At 48.4% G+C, this 22048-nt stretch carries 18 protein-coding genes; 11 read left to right on the forward strand and 7 right to left on the reverse strand.

Annotated elements, in window-relative coordinates; all coding sequences use genetic code 11:
- Both PHW04_01665 and PHW04_01670 read right to left on the reverse strand, forming a co-directional pair.
- A complete protein-coding gene (locus tag PHW04_01665; protein MDD2714580.1) occupies positions 1 to 1647 on the reverse strand; it encodes an asparagine synthase-related protein in 1647 nt (548 codons plus the stop codon).
- Positions 1644 to 2045, reverse strand: a complete 402-nt coding sequence (locus PHW04_01670; protein ID MDD2714581.1) for a tetratricopeptide repeat protein — start codon at positions 2043 to 2045, stop codon at positions 1644 to 1646. The genes PHW04_01665 and PHW04_01670 overlap by 4 nt, the downstream gene beginning before the upstream one ends.
- 219 nt (positions 2046 to 2264) lie before the next feature.
- On the opposite strand from PHW04_01670, the gene PHW04_01675 reads away from it, so the two are divergent.
- From PHW04_01675 to PHW04_01710, 8 genes are all read left to right on the forward strand, one after another.
- Complete coding sequence (locus PHW04_01675; protein ID MDD2714582.1) at positions 2265 to 3083, forward strand: 3-keto-5-aminohexanoate cleavage protein; 819 nt, start codon at positions 2265 to 2267, stop codon at positions 3081 to 3083.
- A 37-nt stretch (positions 3084 to 3120) separates the two neighbouring features.
- Positions 3121 to 4161 (forward strand): zinc-binding dehydrogenase, encoded by a 1041-nt coding sequence (locus PHW04_01680; GenBank protein MDD2714583.1) that lies wholly within the window; start codon positions 3121 to 3123, stop codon positions 4159 to 4161.
- A gap of 11 nt (positions 4162 to 4172) precedes the next feature.
- The gene (gene ablA, locus PHW04_01685; protein MDD2714584.1) at positions 4173 to 5417 is read left to right on the forward strand and encodes a lysine 2,3-aminomutase; all 1245 of its coding nucleotides are present in this window, start codon (positions 4173 to 4175) and stop codon (positions 5415 to 5417) included.
- A 122-nt stretch (positions 5418 to 5539) separates the two neighbouring features.
- Entirely contained in the window at positions 5540 to 6043 is a 504-nt protein-coding gene (locus PHW04_01690; GenBank protein MDD2714585.1) for an RNA polymerase sigma factor, read from the forward strand.
- 1 nt (position 6044) lies between these two features.
- Positions 6045 to 6806, forward strand: coding sequence for a hypothetical protein (locus PHW04_01695; GenBank protein ID MDD2714586.1), 762 nt, complete (start codon positions 6045 to 6047; stop codon positions 6804 to 6806).
- A gap of 59 nt (positions 6807 to 6865) precedes the next feature.
- On the forward strand, positions 6866 to 7828 hold the full coding sequence (locus tag PHW04_01700; protein ID MDD2714587.1) for a hypothetical protein: 963 nt from the start codon (positions 6866 to 6868) through the stop codon (positions 7826 to 7828).
- A 1-nt stretch (position 7829) separates the two neighbouring features.
- Complete coding sequence (locus PHW04_01705; GenBank protein ID MDD2714588.1) at positions 7830 to 9407, forward strand: adenylate/guanylate cyclase domain-containing protein; 1578 nt, start codon at positions 7830 to 7832, stop codon at positions 9405 to 9407.
- A complete protein-coding gene (locus tag PHW04_01710) occupies positions 9404 to 11005 on the forward strand; it encodes a hypothetical protein (GenBank protein ID MDD2714589.1) in 1602 nt (533 codons plus the stop codon). The genes PHW04_01705 and PHW04_01710 overlap by 4 nt, the downstream gene beginning before the upstream one ends.
- A 14-nt stretch (positions 11006 to 11019) precedes the next feature.
- Here the strand turns inward: PHW04_01710 and PHW04_01715 are convergent, their stop codons facing one another.
- Positions 11020 to 12273: an MFS transporter gene (locus PHW04_01715; protein MDD2714590.1), complete on the reverse strand. Its 1254-nt coding sequence runs from the start codon at positions 12271 to 12273 to the stop codon at positions 11020 to 11022.
- Positions 12274 to 12748: 475 nt separating this feature from the next.
- Between PHW04_01715 and PHW04_01720 the strand changes: the two genes are divergently transcribed.
- Complete coding sequence (locus tag PHW04_01720; GenBank protein ID MDD2714591.1) at positions 12749 to 14326, forward strand: S41 family peptidase; 1578 nt, start codon at positions 12749 to 12751, stop codon at positions 14324 to 14326.
- A gap of 3 nt (positions 14327 to 14329) precedes the next feature.
- On the opposite strand, the gene PHW04_01725 is transcribed toward PHW04_01720, so the two are convergent.
- The 4 genes from PHW04_01725 to PHW04_01740 form a co-directional block, all read right to left on the reverse strand.
- Positions 14330 to 14551, reverse strand: coding sequence for a hypothetical protein (locus PHW04_01725; protein ID MDD2714592.1), 222 nt, complete (start codon positions 14549 to 14551; stop codon positions 14330 to 14332).
- A gap of 74 nt (positions 14552 to 14625) precedes the next feature.
- On the reverse strand, positions 14626 to 15750 hold the full coding sequence (locus PHW04_01730; protein MDD2714593.1) for a mechanosensitive ion channel family protein: 1125 nt from the start codon (positions 15748 to 15750) through the stop codon (positions 14626 to 14628).
- 50 nt (positions 15751 to 15800) lie between these two features.
- Positions 15801 to 17153: an ArsB/NhaD family transporter gene (locus tag PHW04_01735; GenBank protein ID MDD2714594.1), complete on the reverse strand. Its 1353-nt coding sequence runs from the start codon at positions 17151 to 17153 to the stop codon at positions 15801 to 15803.
- A 105-nt stretch (positions 17154 to 17258) separates the two neighbouring features.
- The gene (locus PHW04_01740) at positions 17259 to 19478 is read right to left on the reverse strand and encodes a bifunctional alpha,alpha-trehalose-phosphate synthase (UDP-forming)/trehalose-phosphatase (GenBank protein ID MDD2714595.1); all 2220 of its coding nucleotides are present in this window, start codon (positions 19476 to 19478) and stop codon (positions 17259 to 17261) included.
- A 435-nt stretch (positions 19479 to 19913) separates the two neighbouring features.
- Between PHW04_01740 and PHW04_01745 the strand changes: the two genes are divergently transcribed.
- Entirely contained in the window at positions 19914 to 20567 is a 654-nt protein-coding gene (locus PHW04_01745; protein MDD2714596.1) for a TetR/AcrR family transcriptional regulator, read from the forward strand.
- 138 nt (positions 20568 to 20705) lie between these two features.
- Positions 20706 to 21986 carry a chloride channel protein gene (locus PHW04_01750; GenBank protein ID MDD2714597.1) on the forward strand — a complete coding sequence of 427 codons (1281 nt, stop codon included), beginning with the start codon at positions 20706 to 20708 and terminating at the stop codon, positions 21984 to 21986.
- The last annotated feature ends 62 nt before the right edge of the window (positions 21987 to 22048 follow it).

The following is a 22048-nucleotide window of genomic DNA, read 5'->3' on the forward strand; positions in this document are numbered from 1 at the left end:
TTATCGATTGTTGAGAAAAGCTCCCTGAATCTCAGGAGCTGAGTTGTTTTTCAAACAGGCCATTCCTGAAAGCAGCAGCAGTATCTTTTCAAATCCTTTATACCCTAAATTCCTGGTGTCTTCAAAAAGGCGCTGAGGCTCGATTTTCACTCCATTCGAGGCGGAGAATTCACTCAGCATTTTGCAGAAAAAAGGTCTGCCTTTTTCAAACCAGCGGTCAATCGGCACTTTCAGGGGTGTTTTGGGTCTTGTGAGTACCTGTTCAGGCAGGTCATTGCGCATCAGTTCATGGAGGATGAATTTGCTCTTTTTCCCGTTCAGCCGGAAATCGTCGGGTAAAGACTGGAAAAAATTACGGAATCTATAATCTGCAAACGGAACCAATATTTCCGATTCAGCAGCATCAGCAATCCCCCTGATTCTAGGTAACTGATTGTCAGGAAGGAGTTCATCGTACTGAAAATCAGTCAGCGAATTCATGGGCTTCATCCATTCAATCCAGAAATGTTCCGGTTCAGTCCAACCTTTTTGAAACATCTCCTTTAATTCGTCTGAATTGAAATATGGCGTAAGATATTCCCTGTGATCAAAGATTTCCTGAAGTTCATCATTGAAAATGTCCTTCAGGATCGTGTTGCGGGGGAGATTGTCAAGCATCTCTACCGGAAAAAGACTGTAATAGCGGCTCTGCCGCTCTCTCTTTGCCAGAGCGGATAACTGATAATCATATCCCAGCAGCCCTTCATCGCTCCCTGCACCATTCACAAAGCTGGAATGCCTTCCTGATAATGCAGCTATGAAGCTGAGCTGCCCCTGAGAACGAAGCAGGAAAGCCTTTTCAGACAGAAGTTTTACCATCCAGTGTTTGAACATCTCAAATGTCAAATGGATTTTTTCATGTTTGATCCCAAGATATCTGGCAACTGCCTCGGCAGATTGAATCTCATTGTAATCAGGTTCGTCAAAAGTAATGGTATAGGCAGTCAAATTCCTGCCCAGCTTTTTCCCGGCTACTGCCAGTGATGACGAATCTATGCCTCCTGACAGTAAAAGATTCAAGTCTTTACCGCATCTTAAATTCAGTGCATCCAGAATCAGAGCAAGCAGCGCCTTCTTTGCCTCAGCGAAACTGCCTCTGAAAACTTCAGCTTTCCAGGTATGGTATTTATCGATTTTCAGAGATTTTAAATTTAATTCCAGACAGTTCCCGGCTGGAAGGGATTGTACTCCAGTCCAGAAGGTCTGTGTCCCTGGAAGATAAGAATAGCGAAGAAATGACTGGACAGCATTCAGATTCGGAAGTGCCGGTTTCCCGGCCAGAATCGAAACATCGCAGGGATTTTCACTGAAACTCAGCACACCCTGCTCCAGACTGTAATAAATCTGCCTGCAACCCATCCGGTCACGAATCAGCAGGCCCAGTTTTTTTTTCTGGTCATGGATCAGGATCACGGCTTCAAAGTTGAATTCGCGGCAGGCAGCAAGCCCCTTTGTCCTGTATTGTTCACAAAACAATGCTGCAGGGTTGGAAAGTTCAGACAATCCGAAAAACCTTCCTGATACCGCTACAGTGATCTCACTGGCTGAATGGACCAGCGCTTCTGAACAGATCAGCAGGTTTGATGAGAGGTCCAGCGTACCTCTCATGATTTACTTTTCCTGCAGTATTCGATCAATTCGAGAATTTTTTCATCCCGCTCATTTTCAGGAATTTTCTCAAGATAATCTAGAGCTTTCACGAAATCACCGGACTGCTTGAAAAGGTTGCCGGTTTCATAAAGTGCTTCTGAATCAGAACCCAGTGCCAGCGCTTTTTCAAAATATCCGAATGACTCATCGAATTCTCCCATTTCACGCAACAGGATCCCCAGTCTGACATAATCGGTTTTTCCAGGATGCGGGTCGTCTTCAAGCCTTTCCTTGAGGATGCTGTAAGCGATCTGGTAGAGAGCTTTCAGGTAGTACTTGTCATCGCTTTTCGCCTGTTTCAGCAATTCTTTCAGCACCTGGTCATTATCAAGAAGATAAAATGAGTTATTCGACATGCCGCCTCAATTGCACACATTGAGATATTATTTACAATAGCATTTTCCATTGCTCATTTCAAACCCGGGTTGTATTGCATCCGTTTTTTTTGCATCCGTTTTTTTGATTGACATATGAGCTTCATGCAAAAATGACAGTAAAATTTGAAAGTGCCTCTTGAAATTACCACGCTGAGTATATAGATTAAATAATGTACTTATCGATTATTTGGGGGTGCAATGAAAGTCATTATCACTGCAGCAGTCACAGGTGCAGAAACCACCCGCGCCCAGCAGCCGAATCTGCCGGTAACTCCGGCGGAAATCGCCCAGTCCACATATGAAGCCTGCATGGCCGGTGCAGCCATCGTCCACCTGCATGTACGAAAAGACGACGGGACTCCTACCCAGGATGTGGGTATCTTTGAGAAAACAATTAAACTGATCCGCGAGAAATGCGAGATTGTGATCGAGATCACCACAGGCGGAGCAGTGGGCATGAGCGATGATGAGCGAGTGGCTCCGGTCAAACTCAAGCCCGACCTTGCGTCCCTCGACTGCGGCTCAGTCAATTTCGGCGACGACATCCTGCCCAACGGTTTCCCCAGCCTGCGCAGATTCGCCCGCCTGATGCGCGAACATGGCGTCAAGCCCACCATTGAATGCTTCGATTACGGCCACATCAACAATGCCAAGCTCCTGATCAAGGAAGGCCTGATCGATCCGCCTTATTATTTCACCTTTGTGACTGGTGTACCGGGTGGAATTCCGGGCACAGTCAAGAATCTTGTCTTCATGCGGGATGAGCTGCCTGAAAATACTGTCTGGTCCAGCATCGGCATCGGCGGCAAGGCGTCGCTTCCCATGGGCCTGGCAGCCCTTCTGATGGGCGGCAATGTGCGCACCGGGTTCGAAGACAACATCTATTTCAGGAAAGGCCAGCTCGCCAAGAGCAACGCCCAGCTCGTAACCCGGATCGTGGAGTTCGCCAAGGAACTGGGGCACGAGATCGCCACCCCGGCGGAAGCGAGAGAGATTTTAGGATTGAAGAAAAAGTGAATATCAGTCTGACAAAATTTTTCATTGAGGAGGTTAAATGAAAGGCAATAAGTTCGGAACCCATCGCGTGATCGAGCCCAAAGGAGTGCTGCCCCAGCCCGCGCTGGTGATCGACAATGACATGAATAAACTATACGACAATGAAATACTCTGCGATGTGACCACGCTGAACGTAGACTCGGCAAGCTTCACCCAGATCAAGGACGAAGCCGTAAAAGACCCCAAAAGAATCGAAGAAATAATGCTCGGGATTGTAGAACGCTTTGGCAAGCATAAAAATCCTGTCACAGGCTCAGGAGGCATGTTCATCGGTAAAGTAGCCAGAATTGGTAAAGCGCTTAAAGGCAAGATCCCTCTTCAGGAAGGAGACAGAATCGCAAGCCTGGTCTCGCTCTCGCTCACTCCGCTGAAGATCAAGAAAATCAAGAAAATCCACATAGACAAAGATCAGGTGGACATCGAAGGCCAGGCCATCCTGTTCGAGTCAGCGATTTACGCCAAGCTGCCGGAAGACCTGGACGAGAAACTGGCGCTGGCAGTGCTGGATGTGGCAGGTGCGCCTGCTCAGACCGCCAAACTGGTGCGGCCGGGCAATACAGTGCTGGTGATAGGCGCAGCAGGCAAATCCGGCCTTCTCTGCTGCTATGTAGCCAAGAAATATGCCGGTTGCACCGGCCGTGTGATTGCCCTGGTGCATAGCGAAAAAAGCCTGGACCTGATGAAAAAAGTGAATTTCATTGATAACGTGATCGTGGCCGAAGCCTCAAACGCAGTGGATGTGCTGGAAAAGGTGGAAGCAGTCACCAACGGACAGCTCTGCGACCTGGTGATCAACTGCGTGAGCCGTGAAAACACGGAGATGGGATCGATTCTCCCCTGCAAAGACAATGGTACGGTCTATTTTTTCTCCATGTCCACGAGTTTCACCAAAGCAGCTCTGGGCGCCGAGGGAGTAGGCAAGGACGTGACCATGGTGATCGGCAACGGCTATACCAAGGATCATGCCGCGATCACTATCGATTTAATGAGGGAATCCGAATGGCTGAGGAAATATTACGAGAAAAAGTACGTCGGCTGAAAGGAGTGCCTATGGCTAGAGTCTTTTCGGATGTGCCTGAAAAAAAGTGGCAGGACTGGCAGTGGCAGCTGCAGAACCGCCTTATGAAACTGCCTGATCTGAAGAAATGCTACCCTCTGACTGGCCAGCAGGTCAAGGATATCCAGAAAGTGCTGGTCAGCTTCAGGATGGCGATCACCCCATATTACCTTTCACTGATCGACCCTCAGAATCCTGACGATCCTGTGATGAAACAGGCTATTCCCACTATCCATGAAACAGAATTTTACCCCACAGATATGGATGATCCCCTGCATGAGGAAGTGGATTCGCCTTGTCCTGGTCTCACCCATCGCTACCCTGACCGGGCGCTGCTTTTAGTGACTCATGTCTGCTCGATGTACTGCAGGCACTGCACACGCAGGAGAAAAGTCGGAGACAATGAGGACCGGCACCTTCCCAAAAAGCAGCTGCTGGCCGGCTTTGATTACATCAGGAAAACGCCGCAGATCAGGGATGTGATTCTCTCAGGCGGTGACCCCTTCACCTTGACTGATCAGGAAATAGAGTGGCTGCTCTCTGAGCTTCGCAAGATCAAGCATGTGGAGATCATCCGTATCGGCACCAGGACTCCGGTCGTACTTCCCATGCGCATCACGGAAGCTCTCTGCCGGATGATCAAGAAGTACCATCCGGTCTACGTCAATACTCACTTCAATCATTTCCAGGAAATCAACGCAGACTCCAAACGGGCCTGCGAAATGCTTGCAGACCACGGTATTCCGCTCGGCAACCAGTCAGTGCTTTTAAAAGGAGTCAACGACAATCCGGCAGTGATGAAAAAGCTGGTCTGCGACCTCTTGAAGATCCGCGTCAAACCCTATTACATCTATGAATGCGACATGTCCCGCGGCATCAGCCATTTCAGGACCCCTGTCGCCACAGGCATCAGCATCATGGAAAACCTGCGCGGACATGTCTCTGGCCTCGCTGTCCCGCATTTTGTAATCGACGCTCCAGGCGGAGGCGGAAAAGTGCCTGTGATGCCGACCTACATCATCTCCCAGGGGCCCGGTACGATCGTGCTGCGCAACTACGAAGGCAAAATCATTTCCTGCCACGACCGTCCGGGCGAAGCCGAAACCGAGGACCTGCCCAAAAACCTGAGCAGATACTATTCCATGGAAGGTGTGGCGGAACTCCTGAACACCCAGAATCACGCGCTGGATTACGGCAAGATCCTCAAGAAAGGTCCCAAGCGCGGAAAAAGAAAATAATTGCTCTGATTTTTAAACAGTCTGTTTCAAAATCGAATTCCAAGAAGAGAAATCCAACGGGTTTCTCTTCTTTTTTTGAACCGATTCCATTTTTTTTCGTATAGTATGTAAAAGAAGGCAAAATGGACGCAAACGAAACACTCAAAAAATGGTTTTCCGAATATCACAGAGAGCTGTTTCTGTTCCTGCGGAAGCTGAGCAGAGACCATCATCTGGCGCAGGACCTGATCCAGGAAACTTATGTCAGGGCTTACCTGAAATTCCACCTGTACGATCCCTCTCGCGGAAAACTGAAAAACTGGCTCTACCGGATCGCCATAAATCTTTATCACGACCATCTGCGTTTTGAAAGCAGAGAACAGGAAACAGTCCGGAAACTGTCTGTGGAAAAACAGCTGGAATCCCAGGGCGACAAAAACGGAGAGGAATGCTTTAAAATTCTACTGGAGCGAGCAGTGGACAGCCTGATTCCGGAGAAAAGGGAAATTCTGCTGTTATCGCTGGACAATAAGCTTGAAGAGGTAGGGCGGATTCTGGATCTGCCTGAGGGAACGGTAAAAAGCCGGCTTTTTCATATCAGACGGGAACTGCAGTCCCTGATCGAAAAACTGGAAACGGAGGCGTGAAATGGGTATTAAAGACTTGAAGGAAAAACTGGACAGAATGGACGATTACATGCAGGACAAAAATGAGTCAATCCCGGAATGGGATGAGATTTCCGGCACTGTATACACGAAAATGGTGGACAGGACTTTCGGATATCTGATTTCATCACTGGCTGCGTGTTTCTTTCTGACGTTTGTGTTTCCAAGATATTATGCCGTCTGCAGCTTGAGCGGAAGCGATCCCGCAGAGTTCCTCAGACAGATAACGATTCTCTTTCTAAATCCCGGTATGCTGATTTCCACGATACTCGCCCTGCTTTTTTTCCTCGGGGGAACTGCACTTTATTTTTCCCATAACTGGGGACGGCTTCTGCTGAACTATTGCTTCGTGTTCTGGGGGCTGATAATCATCTATGAGATGCGCCACGGATTCGGCATGTTTCTCTCAGCAGAGATTTCCCAGAAGCTCCTGGCTCTGATGCTCTGGTTCTCAGTCATTCCTTTCATCTATGCCTATTTTGTCTATCATCAGCAGAGACTTTTTCATCTGAGCTTCTTGAAAGGCCTCATCCTGATCATGATGGCTGTCAATCTCTATATCATCTTCAACAGCATCTTCCTGGCACCGGCCGCGGCAGACAGACATGCCAATTACTTGCCGCTCGCCTTCTTTGCAGTCATCCTGATGCAGACTTACGAGGGACTCGGAACCTTCTTTCCCTCATTGCGTCAGATGCTGCATGGAAAATCAAAAGCCTCACAACCCCGTGAAACTGGAGCCTGAGGCATGGTGTGTGTCTGGATTTTCGTGACAATACCGCGGGTTTGGGATACAATTACTGCATGCCGAAAGCCGCGCTTGAAAAACTCTTTTCAGAACCTGCCGTGTTCCTGACAGGCAACAGGAAAAATGCGGGGAAAACCACGGTTCTGAATCACCTTGTCAGATACGCAAATTCGAAAAGAGAGGCGGAACATGTCTCTCTTTTTTCCATTGGCTGGGATGGCGAAGGACGTGACAGGATCTTTGAGAATCGGAAACCGGAAATCACTGTTTTCCAAGGCATGCGCTTTCTGACCGCTGAATACGCCCTGTCGCGAGCGGATTTCCCGTATCGGATTCTGTCAGGCTTCTCTTTCCGCTCCAATGCTGGAAATTACTATCTATGCCAAGCTCTGGCTGAAGGAAAAATCGAACTGATCGGACCTGAAGCTAATTATCAGCTGGATGAGGTTTTTTCGATTATCAAGGAATCGATGCCTGAAGGCACAGTATTGATCGACGGGGCGCTGGACAGGATCTCACAGATGGCTTCGCGGAAAGCGCCCGGCTTTGTCTTCATTTTCTCCCCTCTGCCGGGTAAAACCACTGAACAGATGCTGGCTGATTTCAGGCTGCAGCTCTCGCTTTTTGCACTTCCAAAAGCCGGATTGCTTTCACCCGGGGAGTCGGAAATCACGGGTTACAGTAAAGGCAAGGTCGTGCTGGAATGCGGAAAAAACGATCCTTTCACCGCTGAATCGCTTGAGCTTGTTTATATTAAAGGCGCTCTCACCAGGAGCCTTGCCGATAAATTCCCCGGGGGGCTGGAACTGGTGGTGCAGGACTTCACCAGGATTTTTCTGGGTCCTGAAATTGAGCGGCGCAGGATCAGCGTGCTCGAACAGCCGGTGCCGCTGCTTTTCTGTTATAATCCAGGTCTGACAGGTATTGGTTTTCAGTCAATCCACAAAGAGCTTCTGGAAATGAATTCTGGATTTTTCCCCTCAGTCCGACTCTTAGATGTGATGGAACTGGAGAATTAGCATGGAAAGCGCAGTCCGCCTCTATACAAAGTATTCTCTGCAGAAAAGTAAAACCGCCAGGCTGTCCCTGCTCAAGAGGGTCTCAGCCGAACACCCGGAAATCCCGCTGCAGGGCGAAAAAGAAAAATTCTTTGAACTGGTGATAATTGAAGAGCAGGACAAGCCTCTGAGGGATTTTGCCCTTGGAATTTTACACAAGCTGAAAGGGTACGAAGTTAAGCCTGTAAAGACTGCCGGACGCCCTCCTGCCAAACCTGTCAAAATCGAGCAGAATTTCAGATTCTCGGTGCAGCGCGAAAATTTCCATGGCCCTCCTGCTCAGCTCAACAGCGAATTGAAAAAGCACTTTGCCGAACAATGCCGCGATCCGTTTTTTTCAGAAGTGCCGTTTCTCAACTACCTGCGCCGCGATCTGCGTGAAATCATCCGTAAAATCCTGAAAAAACCGCCTGTTTTCGGATTCTTTCAGTCAAAGCAGCACAATGGAGAAGCAGTTTATACTCTGGAAAAATCACTGGACCTGCAGCTTTTCTCAGGGCTGATCCCGCTGGACAGAGCGTTTTTTGCGGAAAATCACCTGCTGGACCCGGTGGCCAGGCTGGTGCCTGAACTCTATTATACTCTCGTGCTGCTGGACCCGGATGGTCTGACACTGATCTTCAGGGGAGGCCTGGAACAGGTCAGCGCCTGCTATATGCGTCTGCCTGTTTCCGCTGTTTCGGACTGTTACTATCGAGACAATCGCTGCTTCCTAAAATTGACTGGCGAGATGCTGGTTTTCAGCGAGGTCTCAGAAGATGTTTCCTCTGAAATGGAGCTTGCCGTAAAGCTGAGCCGGGTTCTCGTTTCAGCGGAAGACCTTGGAATCATCGAGCGTGAAAAAAAGCGCCTTTCAGTGGAACTCAAGGGACGCATCATCACGCAGGCGGTTTACAGCAAAAGACTTCAACTGATCACCCGGCTGAAGGATGCGATTTTTTCCCAGAGAAACATCGGCAGCATCCTGGGAAACCTGCTTTCTAAAAGTTCAGACGCCAGTAACAGGCTTATCTTCCGGGAATACGGGAAAGAGCTCTCGCTCCTTTTTTCGGACATCGTAGGCTTTACCAAAAAAACTCAGCAGATCGGCACTGTCGGGATCATGGGAGTGCTTGCACTTTACGAAAAAATTGCGGAAAACGCAGCCGTAAAATATTCCGGACAGATCATCAAGAAAATGGGAGACGGGATTCTGTTTTCCTTTGAAAAAAAGGAAAACGCAGCGCAATGCGCTTTCCATCTTCTTTCGGAAATCGATTCCACCAATCAAAATCTGGAGCATAACCACCGCTTTCAGATCAGGATCGTGCTTAATTCAGGCCTGATCTTTCAGAAAAACGGCGACATCTTCGGGGATCCGGTGAACATGATTTCCAGGATAGAAAAGGAAGCCGGGGCAGGGGAAATCGTAGCTACTGAAAGCTTCATCACCGGGATTTCTTCTGAATTTCAATGTCAGAGCCTGGGGGAAAAAAATCTCAAGGGTTTTGAGGAACCAGTAACAATTTTCAGAATCATCAAAACCCCGGAGGACAGATGAAAGATATTTTCGTCCATCTAAGAATCGCCGAATTTCTGGAGCAGGAATGGGAGCTGTATTCTCCTGTCTGCCGCCGCCGGAAAGAGGATTTCCTTCACTTCCATACTCCAGGGGAGGAATGCAATTTGAGACATGAATGGATGATCCAGCGGCATTTTCTGGAGTTTCTCACTAAGCTCCCGGATGCCGGTGAAAATGTCCGTGAATCACTGCGGAAAATTCCGGATGTCAGCAGCATGCTCGAACAGGAGAATCTGGCTGTATTCGAACTTTTTGACCTGAAAAAATTTCTGCTGCATTTACGGAAAATCAGGGAAATCTGGTCCTCCAGCTCCTTAAGACCCTTTGTTTTCAAGCACGCTTATCAAAATCTCTGGCAGTTCCTGACTTTTTCCCAGGATGAGCATAGTTTCGCGATAGTATCAGGTTATTCCAGGGCATTAAGCAGCATCCGCACAAAAATTTCCAGCCTGCGCAATGCCCGCGACAGGCGCATCCAGGCTTTCTACAGACAGCTCGAACGGAAATTCAAGCTGAAAAAGCGGATCATGTCCGAAGAATTCACTGTTGATCTGGAGTCAAAACTTTTACCTGTTCTGAGAAAGTCCCCTCATTTTACGCTGATCGAAGAGAAAGGCGGCTATTGCCTGTTCAGGATCAGATTTCCTTCTGCTGTCGAACGCCTGAATCAATCGATCAACAATCTGCGCAGAAAGGAAGCCGCTGCCGAGCTGAAAGTGCTGGACAGGCTCAACGCCTGCTATCGGAAAGTCAGGTCTAATCTGAAAAAAGATTACGAAAACCTGATACTCTGGGAAAAGTATTTTTCCCTGGCCAGTATGTCGCAGAAACTGGGGCTAATTGAACCTGAATTGAGAAAGCGCGGAGTTTCTGTAAAAAACGGCCGTTATCTGCCTCTGGCAAAGGATCTGGCATTGCAGAATCTCAACTACACTCCGCTTGATTTCGAAACATCAACCAGCGCCAGCATCATCTCAGGCTCCAACATGGGCGGCAAGACACAGGTCCTGAAAGCCATCGGATTCCTGCAGGGGCTGTTCCAGCTCGGTTTCTTCCTGCCGGCTGAGACATTTTCCTCAAGCCTCTTTTTTGAAATCTACTTTTCCGCAGCCGAGCGTTTTCCGGAAAAAGCCGGACTCTCCAGTTTCGGGTCAGAAATCAGCTACATCTCAGAAGCCCTGGAAAAGATAGACCACCGCTGCCTGTACCTGGTGGACGAATTCTCGCGCACCACCAATATCCGCGAAGGCCTGGCCCTCAATTACGCGCTGCTCTCGCATTTTTCAGGGTCAAAATCCACTCTGGTGCTGACCACTCACTTTGACATTCTCACCGGATATCTCAAAGTCTCCCAGTTCCAGACCGGCGGCTTGAAAGGCAAAAAAGAACTTCCCTCCCTTTATAAACTCCACGGCCCTGAGCGCGCCGCATATTTCCACAAGCTGATGGACTACCACCTGCACCCGAAAAAGGGTTCCGCAGTGCCCGAAGAAGCGCTCACCATAGCCGAAATCCTGGGCCTGCAGCCCGGCATCATCGCTGATGCCAGGAAGTTTTTAGTTAAACTGAGAAAGTAAATATTGTCAACTATTTATGCCGCACAAGATAACTCGACATTTTCACATGTTTTCGCATCAGCTCTGTACCAACAGAATCTCAATGCTACAGCCAGAATGATCTGAACGATTGCAGACAGGATCAGGATCGCCCAGGCTGAGGTGAAAGCTGCGGCAAAAGTGCCGATCAGGAGCGATAAGATCGCGGCCGGGCTTTCCAGGAATGAGAACAGGGCAAAGACCTGGCCCCTGTTTTCGTCGGCCACCTGCTGCTGGACAATCGTGTTGAGAATGATGGTGTGAGCGGCGCTCGCCAGGCCCAGAAAAGCGAAAATCAGGATTGCCAGACGATTATAACCGTTCAGCAGGAACCACAGGAAAAACAGTCCGTCCCAGAAGAGGATGTTCAGGTAAAGTCTGAGCGGATTGCGGCCATCCAGGATCAGGCCCAGAAGCAGACTGCCGACTACGATCCCGATTCCGAGCGCTGAGAGAAGCACACCCCAGGCGAGCTCTGCCTTGTCGCCCAGGCCCAGGCCGTCCTTGAGATGGAAATAGATCAGGATTCCCTGCATTGTCATGGCGATGGTCACGAAAGTGTTGATCAGAAGCATCCTGCGCAAGTTCAGGTCTGACCAGACTGCAGACAAACTCCTGCCTATGGGCTGCCGGTTATTTTTCGATTTTACAGAAATATGTTTCTCATCGACCCTCAGATTGTAAATGATCAGGGCTGAGATCAGAAAGGTAGCGCCGTCGATCAGGAAAGCAGGTGCAGTTCCAAGCAGCCCGGCCACGGCAGCGCCGAAGGCAGAGCCGCAGATCAGGTTGACATTGCTCAGGGATGAATTGAAGGAATTGTAAAGCACCAGGTCCTCGCGGCGCACCAGGTTCGGTTCCAGAGCGCTCTGGGCCGGCTGCCTGAATACATAGACCAGGGAGCTCAGGAACGCAAAGAAGTAAATCCCTGGCAGGCTGTCCACAAAAATCACGCAAGCAATGGCCAGGGCGGAAAAGACATCGCAGAGCACCATTACCATCCTGCGGGACAAGCAGTCCACGATCCGTCCTGCGAACAGCCCGCACAGCAGGAATGGCACGAATTTCATGACTGTCAGGAAACCCAGGTCAGTGATTCTCCCGCCTGAGATGTCATAGACTTTTTTCAGAAGCGCGAAATAGCTGACATGATTCCCGAGGCTCGAAATAAAACCCGCGGAAATCAGCAGCATCACCGGCCGGTTGGCAAACAGCATCCCGTATTTTTTGAGTGCAGCCAGTCTTTTCATGATTCACACCTTTATTGAGCTTTTGCGCCATAAAGAATGGTGTTCTCGAATGCATCTCAGCAGAGATGAGGCGAATCCAAAGTGTTCTTTATGGCGTTAAAGATCATTAATCCCCTTTCCCGGTCCGGTTGGACCGTAAGAAAACCATTTTTCAGAGCGATAAACTGAAACAGTTTAACGCTCAGAAAACAGAGCTGAAGCGAACAAAAATGAGCTCCGCGGGGATTGATGTGAGATGCTGTCAGTGATCTGACTGAAGGATCAGGAATCGAATCCCGCAGGGAGCAAACGTTCAGGGCCTTGGGAACTCAAGTCATCCATATTGCCTCCCTGTAGGATATTTGGAAGAGTTCGGAAAATCCCTCTTCCAAATTAATTATACAGCAAATATCGGCATAAAGCCAGATAAGATTAAGAACCAGCCGGCTTGTCATGGTCTGAAACCCGGGTTATATGTTGTACAGATGGGGAGACAATGAAACTATCTGTTTTAATTTCACTGCTGTTCATGTCCGTCGTTTCGGCGGGACCGCTTTCGCTTACTCCCATGCAGAAAGCTTCCGACTTTTATGCCCTGACCAAGATCATGGAAACAGGTTATGCGATGCTGGAATACAAGAAAACCAATATCCTCAAGGAAGATTACCTGCAGATAAAGAAGCGGTATTTCTTCGATATCTCGAAAACCAGAACTGATGCGGAATACTATACATTGCTTTTCAAGTACATCCATGAATTCAAGGACGGCCACCTTTACCTGGACGGTGTGTTCAATCTGGACCTGGCAATGCTGCCGGTAGATTTTCGGTATCTTGAGGGAAAAGTGGTGGTATCCGACATCTACATTACTGGGACAAAGTTCGGAATCGGGGATGAACTGATCGAATTCGACGGCAAACCGACCGCATCTGTCCTGGAAGAGCTGGCTCCTTATTACACCGGCGGAGGCTCAGCCGGACATCAGCTGAAGGGGATATTGCAGGCAATCGGTTACCGCTCCAGCAACAGGCTGATGCCTGCTGACGGGAGCAGCGCGGTTCTCAAGCTGAAAAGCAGGAAAACCGGCTCCGAGTATTCCGATACAGAGGCTTGGGTCATCAAGAAATACAGCGAGATCTATTCCAGGGGATTCAGGCTGCCAGCCAGGCTCCACTCGTTCTATGAAAACGACGGGAATTGGAGTTTTGACCCTCTGTATGTGCAGACGCTGATCAGGAAGCAGCTTATGGGCAGTCCTGTAGCCGGCCAGAGGCTTGAAGATAACCTGACCGCAGAAATAATACTGTACACCTCCGGATCGAAACAGTACAAAATCGGCAGGATCAGGGTTCCGGACTATGATGGATGGGCTATTGAATCGTTCGACACTCTGCTCAGCGGACTTGCTGACTGCGACGGCCTGATTTTGGACCAGAGGGACAACCCGGGCGGTTACATCGATCTCTGCCAGAACCTGGTTTCTCGTTTCCTGGATGCACCTCTGACAAATCTGGAGTTTTCCGTTCCGCTCAACCGGCACTGGCTGAATAATGTTGAACTCAAGCTCAAGTTGTATACTCAAGCCCAGTATCCTGCTGATCAGATCGCCGTGGTAAAGACCTGCAGGGATACGATGTACGCAAATGCCAATGCAGGCAAGAAAATGAGTGATTTCATACCGTTCTTCTATGCAAGCAAACTCCAACCTGCTGAGCTGAAATTTCTTAAGCCGGTGCTGGTCCTGATTGACTCAGGCTGCTTCAGTTGCGGGGATCTGGTGCCTGCATCGTTCAGGCAGAAAGACTGGATGGGCAAACTCAAGCTTTTCGGAGAGACAACAGGCGCCGGAGGAGGAAATGTAGTCCAAGCCGGCCCGCTTCCTCTCAGTGAAACAATGTTCCACGTCACAGCCAGCCTGGCCCGCTGGGGTGGAAAAAACATCATCGAAAACAATGGGATCAGCCCGGATGTGGTTTCCCCATATACAATCTCCGACCTGTACAGCGAGGCTGTAGAAAATAAAAACACATACCTGGAAAAGGCCTGTGCCGAACTGGTCAAGATGATAAACTGATTCTTATTTTTTCTCCAGCAGAATCCACTCATCCTGGAAATTCACGATGTCTTCGATGAACTTCTTGTAACTCGCGTATTCAGAAGCCGGATAGGTGTCGCCGACTCTCTTGAAATCCAGGTTGACTTTCAAAATACTGCGGCTGCTTGTATCGAATGAGGCTGTAAACTCCATGTTCAGATCGACCTGCTGAAAATATTCAATTTCTTCAAAGTTTGAATACACCTCCTTTATTAGAGTATCCGCTCAAATCCACGATTCCGGCTTTACACTTATCGGATGTGCCAGCATGGCTCAAGCTAACGGGTAATCTCTCCCTGTTTAGCGGGCTCCAGAATCACTGTCTGGGTCGGAAATGCAAATTCGACCCCCAGCGCTTTAAAGGAATCCGCAATTTGAAGATTTATCTCTTGATGAATGTCCATATATTTATTGTAGTCATTGCCGTTTATCAAATAAGAAGTCTCTATGATCAGGTTGAAATCTCCATACTCTGCGAAATGGCAGCGGTTAAACATCGTATCTTCAGTGTTATCAATGATTGCTTTGATGACTGAAGGAATTTTCCTCAATTTGTCAGTGCCAGTCTGATAAGTAACTCCTAACCGGAACGTCACTCGCCGACGGGTCATTTTCTTGTAATTCCTAACTCTGCTGCCAGTCAGATCCGAATTCGATAAAATTATTTCTTCCCCGTTGAGGCTTGCCAGCCTTGTTGTTTTAATGCCGATATGCTCCACACTCCCCAGAAAATCTCCAATTACGATAAAATCTCCTTCCTCAAACGGCCTGTCAAAGAAAATCACGAAATAATTAAACAAATCATTCAGTATGTTCTGAGAAGCCAGGGCTATTGCCACACCGCCGATACCAAGCCCGGTAATCAGCGTGGTCAGGTTGAAGCCAAGATTATCAAGGATCAGGGTGAAACAAAGCATCCAGAAAAACATTTTCAGAATACCGACAATCCCTGCGGAAGTGGTTGGGGATATTCTGGATTCTTCTTTTTTCAGCCAGCGCTCCTCAAAAAAATAGACTGCAACGCAAATGGCAAATCTCGTAGTCTGGACAATCACAAAGATCAGGCCAATCCAGTCAACCAGTCTTTTTACCGCAGGATTAAGATCAAGTTCATTTACGGAGAAATAAAAAGCTATGTAAAAAAGAAGCGGGAAGAGATATTTTTCCACCAGTTTAGAAATAATGCTGTCCTGGCTGAGTTTTCCTGTTATAACCAGAGATTTAAGGCGACATAGAATAAATTTCTTCACAAATCGCATGCAGGAAAAAGCGAAAAGCAGAGTGATGAAAGCTATCGCATAACGGGAAAAAGGATTGCCCAGGAACACCCAGGACCAGATTTCATTCCTGAAAAATAACTCCTCCATTAAAGACAAAAGATTGTCGAAATGTTGTTGAAGCATGCCTAACTCCTTATGGACATTACTGGCACAAAACGATCATGCCTGGCGCTCTAAAACGCATAGTATCTCACCCATACATAGACTGCCGACATTGTTACGGTCATAACCATTACCGGCATCCCGTAACGCATGAACTCGACAAAGGTGATCTTCCGGCCGTGCTTCTCGGAAATCCCGGCCACTACCACATTGGCGGAAGCGCCGATGATCGTGCCGTTTCCCCCGAGACACGCACCCAGGGCCAGTGACCACCAGAGTGGCAGCAGATCCGCATGGTGGAGAAGATCGGTTCCGGATACACCCGGCCAGAGCTGTTTCGCCATGTCGATGATCAGAGGGGTCATGGTAGCAACATAGGGGATATTGTCTATGAAGGCTGAGGCAAAGGCAGAAAACCACAGGATCCCCATGCTGGCAGCGAGAAGGTTGCCTCTTGTGAACTCCAGTACTTTCACCGACATCCAGCTGATCAGCCCCACTTTCACCACTGCCCCGATGATGATGAACAGGCCGATGAAGAAAAACAGGGTGCCCCATTCGGCTTCAGCCAGGATATGATGAGGGTCATGCGTTCCTGAGATCAGGAGCAGCAGGCTGGCCCCGAAGAGCGCGACAGTGGCAGGCTCCAGATGAAGGGCTCCATGGGCTACAAATCCGGTCAGGGTCAGGCCGAGTACGAACAGGGATTTCTTCAGCATCAGGTGGTTTTTGATCACTATCGTTTCGTCCATCAGCATGATCCTCTGTTTCAACTCTTCTCTGGTTTTGAGCTTCTTGCCCCAGATGAATTTAACTGCCAGGCAGAAGACCAGCATGATGACCAATATCACTGGAGTCAATTGATAGATGAAGTCCATGAATGTCAGCTCAGCTTTGGATGCGATCATGATGTTGGGCGGGTCCCCGATCAGGGTGGCAGTGCCGCCGATGTTGGAAGCCAGGGTGCAGGCGATCAGGTAGGGGACGAAATCAACTTCCAGCGCTTCGGCAATGTAGACGATCACCGGCGCGATGAGAAGGACTGTGGTGACATTGTCCAGAAAGGCGCTCAGCACGGCAGTTACAACAGAGAAGATCACCATGATGCTGATCGGGTCTCCCTTTCCAAGCTTGGCGCTTCTGATGGCTACGTATTCGAAAACTCCGGTCGGCCGCATCAGGTTGATGATCACCATCATGGAGAGGAGCAGGAATATCACGTTCCAGTCCACACCCAGTTCTTCGACATGAAAGGCTTCGTGCTGTGAAAGCAGCTTGAGCACAAGGACCAGGGAAGCCCCGAACATTGCTACAATGGTTTTATGGACTCTCTCGGAAATGATGATTGCGTAAGAAATAATGAATATGGCTGTAGCTGTCCAGAACAGGCCGTCCATGACTATAGGTTGAAGATTATTTTGCATTCATCCTCCACAAGCCGGCAGATGCGTGAGCGGCTATTTATCAACTTCTTCAGGCAATATGTCGGCAGCGCATAGCTTTCTGGAATCAGCATCGATTGCCAGAATTTATTCCCTTGATTGGGATGCGGTGATCAGGTTTTCCAGCAAATCAAGCAGTCCGGAACAACTCACCAGATTGAATCTGGCAATAGACTGATCCATGCCGATTCTGATGGAATAGGCATCCGGCGGAAGCACTCTGAAAAGGTCTTCATCAGTCACGTCATCACCGGCAGCCATGATGAAATCAGGGTTTTCCTTGAGCATGAAGTCCATGGCTCCGGAGCCTTTGTTCACTCCCGCATTCCTGACTTCAACCACTTTGTTCCCTGACATGATCTGAACATCAATGTTGGCCGTGAAATTCACCAGCTGATCGGTTAATTCCTTGGAAAGCAGTGAAGCGGATTCCTGATCCGCCATCCGGTAATGCCAGACCAGGGAAAAATCCTTTTCCTCAATGAATGAACCTGGTAAACGATCAACGTGCAATTGCAGAATCGGATAAATATGCTCTTTCCAGGTGCAGGTCATGGGTTTAGACAGAATCCAGTCACTGCCCCGCATCTTCAGCCAGGCCCCGTGTTCAGCGACAAATCCGATTTTGATACCTGGGAACCATTTATCCAGAGTTTTCCTGTCCCTGCCTGTTACAATGATCACTTCCGTATCCCGAATGTCCGTTAACTCCTTGAGGATCTTCAGCACTCTCTGAGTAGGTATGGCTGCTGAAGGCTCCTTGGCAAAAGGGACCAGAGTGCCGTCATAATCAAGAAAAATGGCTCTCCGCTCAGATTTGTTGAAATCCGAGCACAGTTTATTTCGGATATTTTTGGATATAAGCCGGGCTTTTAAAGTATCCTGTTCGGCCCTGATGCCGACTAGAGTCCCGCAGAAATCCTCAGCCCAGCGGATTATGTTGTAGCGTTGAAGCCTTGCCAGCATGGGTCTGTTGCGGCTGATCTGTTCTTCCTTCGGCATTTCCAGGGCATTTTTTATCGCTGCTGCTATTTCATCCCTGTGATTCGGATTGACGATGATTGCTTCTCGCATTTCAGGGGCTGCTCCCGCCATTTCGCTCAAGATCAGCACCCCGTCCCCATCTTTCCCATGGGATGCCAGATATTCCTTGGCCACCAGATTCATTCCATCCCTCAGCGGGGTAATCAGAGCTACATCGCTGATTCCGTAGACTGCGGATAATGCCTTGAAAGACAATGATCGGAATTGATAAATAACCGGATTCCAGTGGATCGTGCTGTATTTTCCGTTGAGCCTGCCCACATATTCGTCGATCTGCTTTTTCAGCTGATGATATTGTTCGACTTCTACCCTGGATGGAACTATTACCATGAAAAGAGACACTTTTCCATGCCACTGAGGGTTCTTCTCCAGGAACAGCTCAAACGCCTCCAGCCTGTTTATTATGCCTTTGACATAGTCCAGGCGATCTACAGAAAGTATGGCTTTAAGTTGCCCGAGCTTGCTTCTGAGTTTGCCGATCTCTTCCCGGACCTCTGGAGTTCCAGCGCTTTTATAGAATAGATCATAATCAATCCCCATGGGAAATGTCTTGGCTTTTACGATCCTGTCTTCAATGGTCAGGCGGCCGAAATTGTTTTCATGGCCGAGTATTCTTGATACGCATCTCAAAAAATACTGGGTATAATCCTGGGTATGAAATCCGATCAGATTGGCTCCCAGCAGCCCTTCCAGAATTTCTCTGCGCCAGCCGGTGGGCAGCAGCCGGAAAATCTCAAATGACGGGAATGGGATATGCAGGAAAAAACCGATCTGCGCATCAGGTTTCTTTTCCCTGATCAGTTTGGGAAGCAGCATCAGATGGTAGTCGTGCACCCAGACGATGTCATCATCGTCCATGATTTCCAGGATGGCATCCCTGAACAGCATGTTCACACTTCTATAATTCTGCCAGGATTTCTCTTTATATACTGCCAGAGATGGAAAGTACTGAAATAAAGGCCAGATAGTCTTATTGCAGAAACCAAGATAAAATTCATCCATCACTTTCTGAGATAGAAAAATCGGATAAGCCTGATGGTTTTTAATTAAATCAGCCTTGAGATGTTCCCTCAGCTTTTTTTCCGCACTGATACCGGGCCAGCCTACCCAGAAATAGCCTTTTTCTTTTATTGAATTGTTCGGTGAGGCCAGATAGGATCTCATTCCTGTAGCGAGCCCGCCGGAGCTTTTATGAAACTTGATCTTACGCTTTTCCCTGGCAAGAGTGATCGGCAGGCGATTGGACACTATGATGAACTTCATTCAACCTCCAGAACGGAATATTATCTAAACCAAATTTCTATCAGCACCATCACAGTAAGAGCAAGCCGGAAAAATGAGGATGTTAATTTTATTTGTTGTGGCTACAGGTTTGTTTTCGACAGGAGCAGAAAAACTGTTTCATTATAATTTAATACTATCTTTTCTATTTTCATGTGTCAATAATATTTATCGATCAGTTTTACTTAGTTTATTGACCACCTTGTTTTCTAAGGTTATAATAATATTGTAAGTTGTCGATAATTAACTTAGAAGGCAATAGCAATACTGCAGGAAAAGACAAGGACCTTTGACAGAGGGGCCTTGAAGCTGGCAAAATAGTACTCTGGTCACCGGACTAATCCAAATGGGGGGTCAGCGCCCGAGCATGTAATTGAACAGCCGGACACTGAGCCGGCCGATCAAGAGGAATATAAAATGCAGACAAATGTGATCAAGGAACGCAGCAGAAGAATCGAAACGAAAGCCATTCGCCCAAAAGCCACTCTCAGAAAGACCACCGTGATCAGACGCAGGGAACTGATTCTTACCGCTCGCTCGATCATCTTCAACGAAGGCACCGGCAATTTCACCTTGCGCCGCCTGGCTGATGAAGTCGGGCTCACTGAAGCAGCAATCTACCGTCATTTCGATAACAAGGAAGAGATTCTCCTTGCCCTGGTGGATTTCATGTATGACGGCTGGGACAGAAAACTCAACGCACTCCTGGAAAAGAAAATCCCTCCAAGAGAGAAACTGATGAAGCTCGGAAAAATCCACCTGACTCAGCTGCTCAAGCATCAGTTCAACCCAGTCATGCTCTTCTCCGAAGCCGTTGACCCAAGGCAGCCGAAAATCGCCGAAGCAATCATTATGAAAAGGAAACGCCTGTTCGAAGTGATCGGAATCATCGTCAGGGAAGGTTGTGATACCGGCATCTTCAGATCCAGGCTCGATGTCCAGGCTGCTGTCCTGGCTCTGTCAGGGGTGCTGCAGAACTGCATCATCCGCTGGACTCTCACCAAGAAAACTAAATTTCTCAAGAGCGAGATGGAGCGAGCCATGGCTCTGATCATTGACGGACTGAGCTGATGTGCAAATCCAAGACACGAAAAGGAGCTGGTGATGGATATCAACTTTTCCTTTGCGATTTTATGGCTCATCATAGTTGGTGTTTTGGTAGCCATTATAAAAAAATACAAATGATCACAATGAAGTCATACCACTGAAATGAAGAAACGACTGATCGAAGAAGGTTTACTATTACTCGGCGTCACCAAATGGGTGGTTTTTTCGGTAATTATTGGCTGCATTGTCGGGGTATCGACTGCGATTTTTTTAAAGACCTTGAACTGGAGCATTTCCGCAGCTGCCAGATATCATTATTACTTTCTGCTCATGCCACTCGCTTTCTTTGTCAGCGCATTGCTGATCAAGTATCTTTCACCAGGCGCAGAGGGCCATGGAACCGAGAAAGTAATCGAAGCCATACATCAGAACGATTCCATCATCAATGCATCAGTAGTTCCGGTCAAGCTGCTGGCCACTGTGATCACGATTGCCTGCGGAGGCTCAGCCGGAAAAGAAGGTCCCTGCGCCCAGATAGGAGCCGGGCTGGCTTCCCTGTTTGCCAGAATTTTCAGATTTGACAGCGAGGACCGGAAAAAACTTGTCGTCTGCGGTATCAGCGCCGGCTTTGCATCAGTATTCGGAACTCCGATAGCAGGCGCGATTTTCGGAGTTGAAGTTTTGTTCGTAGGAAGCCTTCTCTACGATGTTCTCCTGCCATCCTTTATCGCAGGCATTATCAGTTTCCACATCACTTCAATGTTTGGCTGCACTTACTTCTATCATCCTCTGAACATCTCTCCCAATCTGGACAATTTGTCTTTCATCTGGGTTCTTGTATCAGGTGTGGTTTTCGGAATTGTTTCAGTGATGCTGATAGAACTGCTGAGAATGGGAAGCAAGCTGTCTAAAAGAATTCATTGCTGGAGCCCGCTCAAGGGAATAGCCGGTGGAACTATCCTGGTGATCCTGGCCTCATTGTTTTCAACGCAATATTTAGGATTGGGGTTGAGCACGATCGAAAGTTGCCTGCAGGGAGTGAAAGTCAGCGGGTTTGCCTTTTTCCTCAAGGCGCTTTTTACCAGCCTGACCCTTAACTTTGGAGGAAGCGGAGGTATAGTCACACCCATTTTTTTCATAGGCAGCACATCCGGGAATCTTTTCGCCCAGATCTTCAATCTGAATATTGGCATCTTTTCAGCCTTGGGGTTTGTAGCCCTGCTGGCTGGTGCTGCCAATACGCCGATCGCGGCAAGCATCATGTCCATTGAGCTGTTTGGCCCTACGATCGCGCCTTATGCGGCGATCGCCTGCGTGGTCAGCTTTCTGATCAGCGGCCACCGCAGCGTGTATCCATCGCAAATCCTGGCGTTCAGAAAATCTAAGTTCATTGATGTCGAGACAGGCAAGGTGATGGCTGAAGTCAGAGTCGAGTTTCCCTAGTCTCCAAATTATAATGCAGAGTCAGATAGATTGCGGTAACTTTAGTCTAAAGGAGGAAAAAT

The organism is Candidatus Wallbacteria bacterium (genome assembly GCA_028687545.1).
In the GTDB taxonomy this organism is placed as follows: domain Bacteria; phylum Muiribacteriota; class JAQTZZ01; order JAQTZZ01; family JAQTZZ01; genus JAQTZZ01.

What these genes read in the sequence shown, in the direction of transcription:
- PHW04_01665 (MDD2714580.1), bottom strand. Translation starts at nt 1,647, where the DNA reads ATGAGAGGTACGCTGGACCTCTCATCAAACCTGCTGATCTGTTCAGAA.
- PHW04_01670 (MDD2714581.1), bottom strand. Translation starts at nt 2,045, where the DNA reads ATGTCGAATAACTCATTTTATCTTCTTGATAATGACCAGGTGCTGAAA.
- PHW04_01675 (MDD2714582.1), top strand. Translation starts at nt 2,265, where the DNA reads ATGAAAGTCATTATCACTGCAGCAGTCACAGGTGCAGAAACCACCCGC.
- PHW04_01680 (MDD2714583.1), top strand. Translation starts at nt 3,121, where the DNA reads ATGAAAGGCAATAAGTTCGGAACCCATCGCGTGATCGAGCCCAAAGGA.
- ablA (MDD2714584.1), top strand. Translation starts at nt 4,173, where the DNA reads ATGGCTAGAGTCTTTTCGGATGTGCCTGAAAAAAAGTGGCAGGACTGG.
- PHW04_01690 (MDD2714585.1), top strand. Translation starts at nt 5,540, where the DNA reads ATGGACGCAAACGAAACACTCAAAAAATGGTTTTCCGAATATCACAGA.
- PHW04_01695 (MDD2714586.1), top strand. Translation starts at nt 6,045, where the DNA reads ATGGGTATTAAAGACTTGAAGGAAAAACTGGACAGAATGGACGATTAC.
- PHW04_01700 (MDD2714587.1), top strand. Translation starts at nt 6,866, where the DNA reads ATGCCGAAAGCCGCGCTTGAAAAACTCTTTTCAGAACCTGCCGTGTTC.
- PHW04_01705 (MDD2714588.1), top strand. Translation starts at nt 7,830, where the DNA reads ATGGAAAGCGCAGTCCGCCTCTATACAAAGTATTCTCTGCAGAAAAGT.
- PHW04_01710 (MDD2714589.1), top strand. Translation starts at nt 9,404, where the DNA reads ATGAAAGATATTTTCGTCCATCTAAGAATCGCCGAATTTCTGGAGCAG.
- PHW04_01715 (MDD2714590.1), bottom strand. Translation starts at nt 12,273, where the DNA reads ATGAAAAGACTGGCTGCACTCAAAAAATACGGGATGCTGTTTGCCAAC.
- PHW04_01720 (MDD2714591.1), top strand. Translation starts at nt 12,749, where the DNA reads ATGAAACTATCTGTTTTAATTTCACTGCTGTTCATGTCCGTCGTTTCG.
- PHW04_01730 (MDD2714593.1), bottom strand. Translation starts at nt 15,750, where the DNA reads ATGCTTCAACAACATTTCGACAATCTTTTGTCTTTAATGGAGGAGTTA.
- PHW04_01735 (MDD2714594.1), bottom strand. Translation starts at nt 17,153, where the DNA reads ATGCAAAATAATCTTCAACCTATAGTCATGGACGGCCTGTTCTGGACA.
- PHW04_01740 (MDD2714595.1), bottom strand. Translation starts at nt 19,478, where the DNA reads ATGAAGTTCATCATAGTGTCCAATCGCCTGCCGATCACTCTTGCCAGG.
- PHW04_01745 (MDD2714596.1), top strand. Translation starts at nt 19,914, where the DNA reads ATGCAGACAAATGTGATCAAGGAACGCAGCAGAAGAATCGAAACGAAA.
- PHW04_01750 (MDD2714597.1), top strand. Translation starts at nt 20,706, where the DNA reads ATGAAGAAACGACTGATCGAAGAAGGTTTACTATTACTCGGCGTCACC.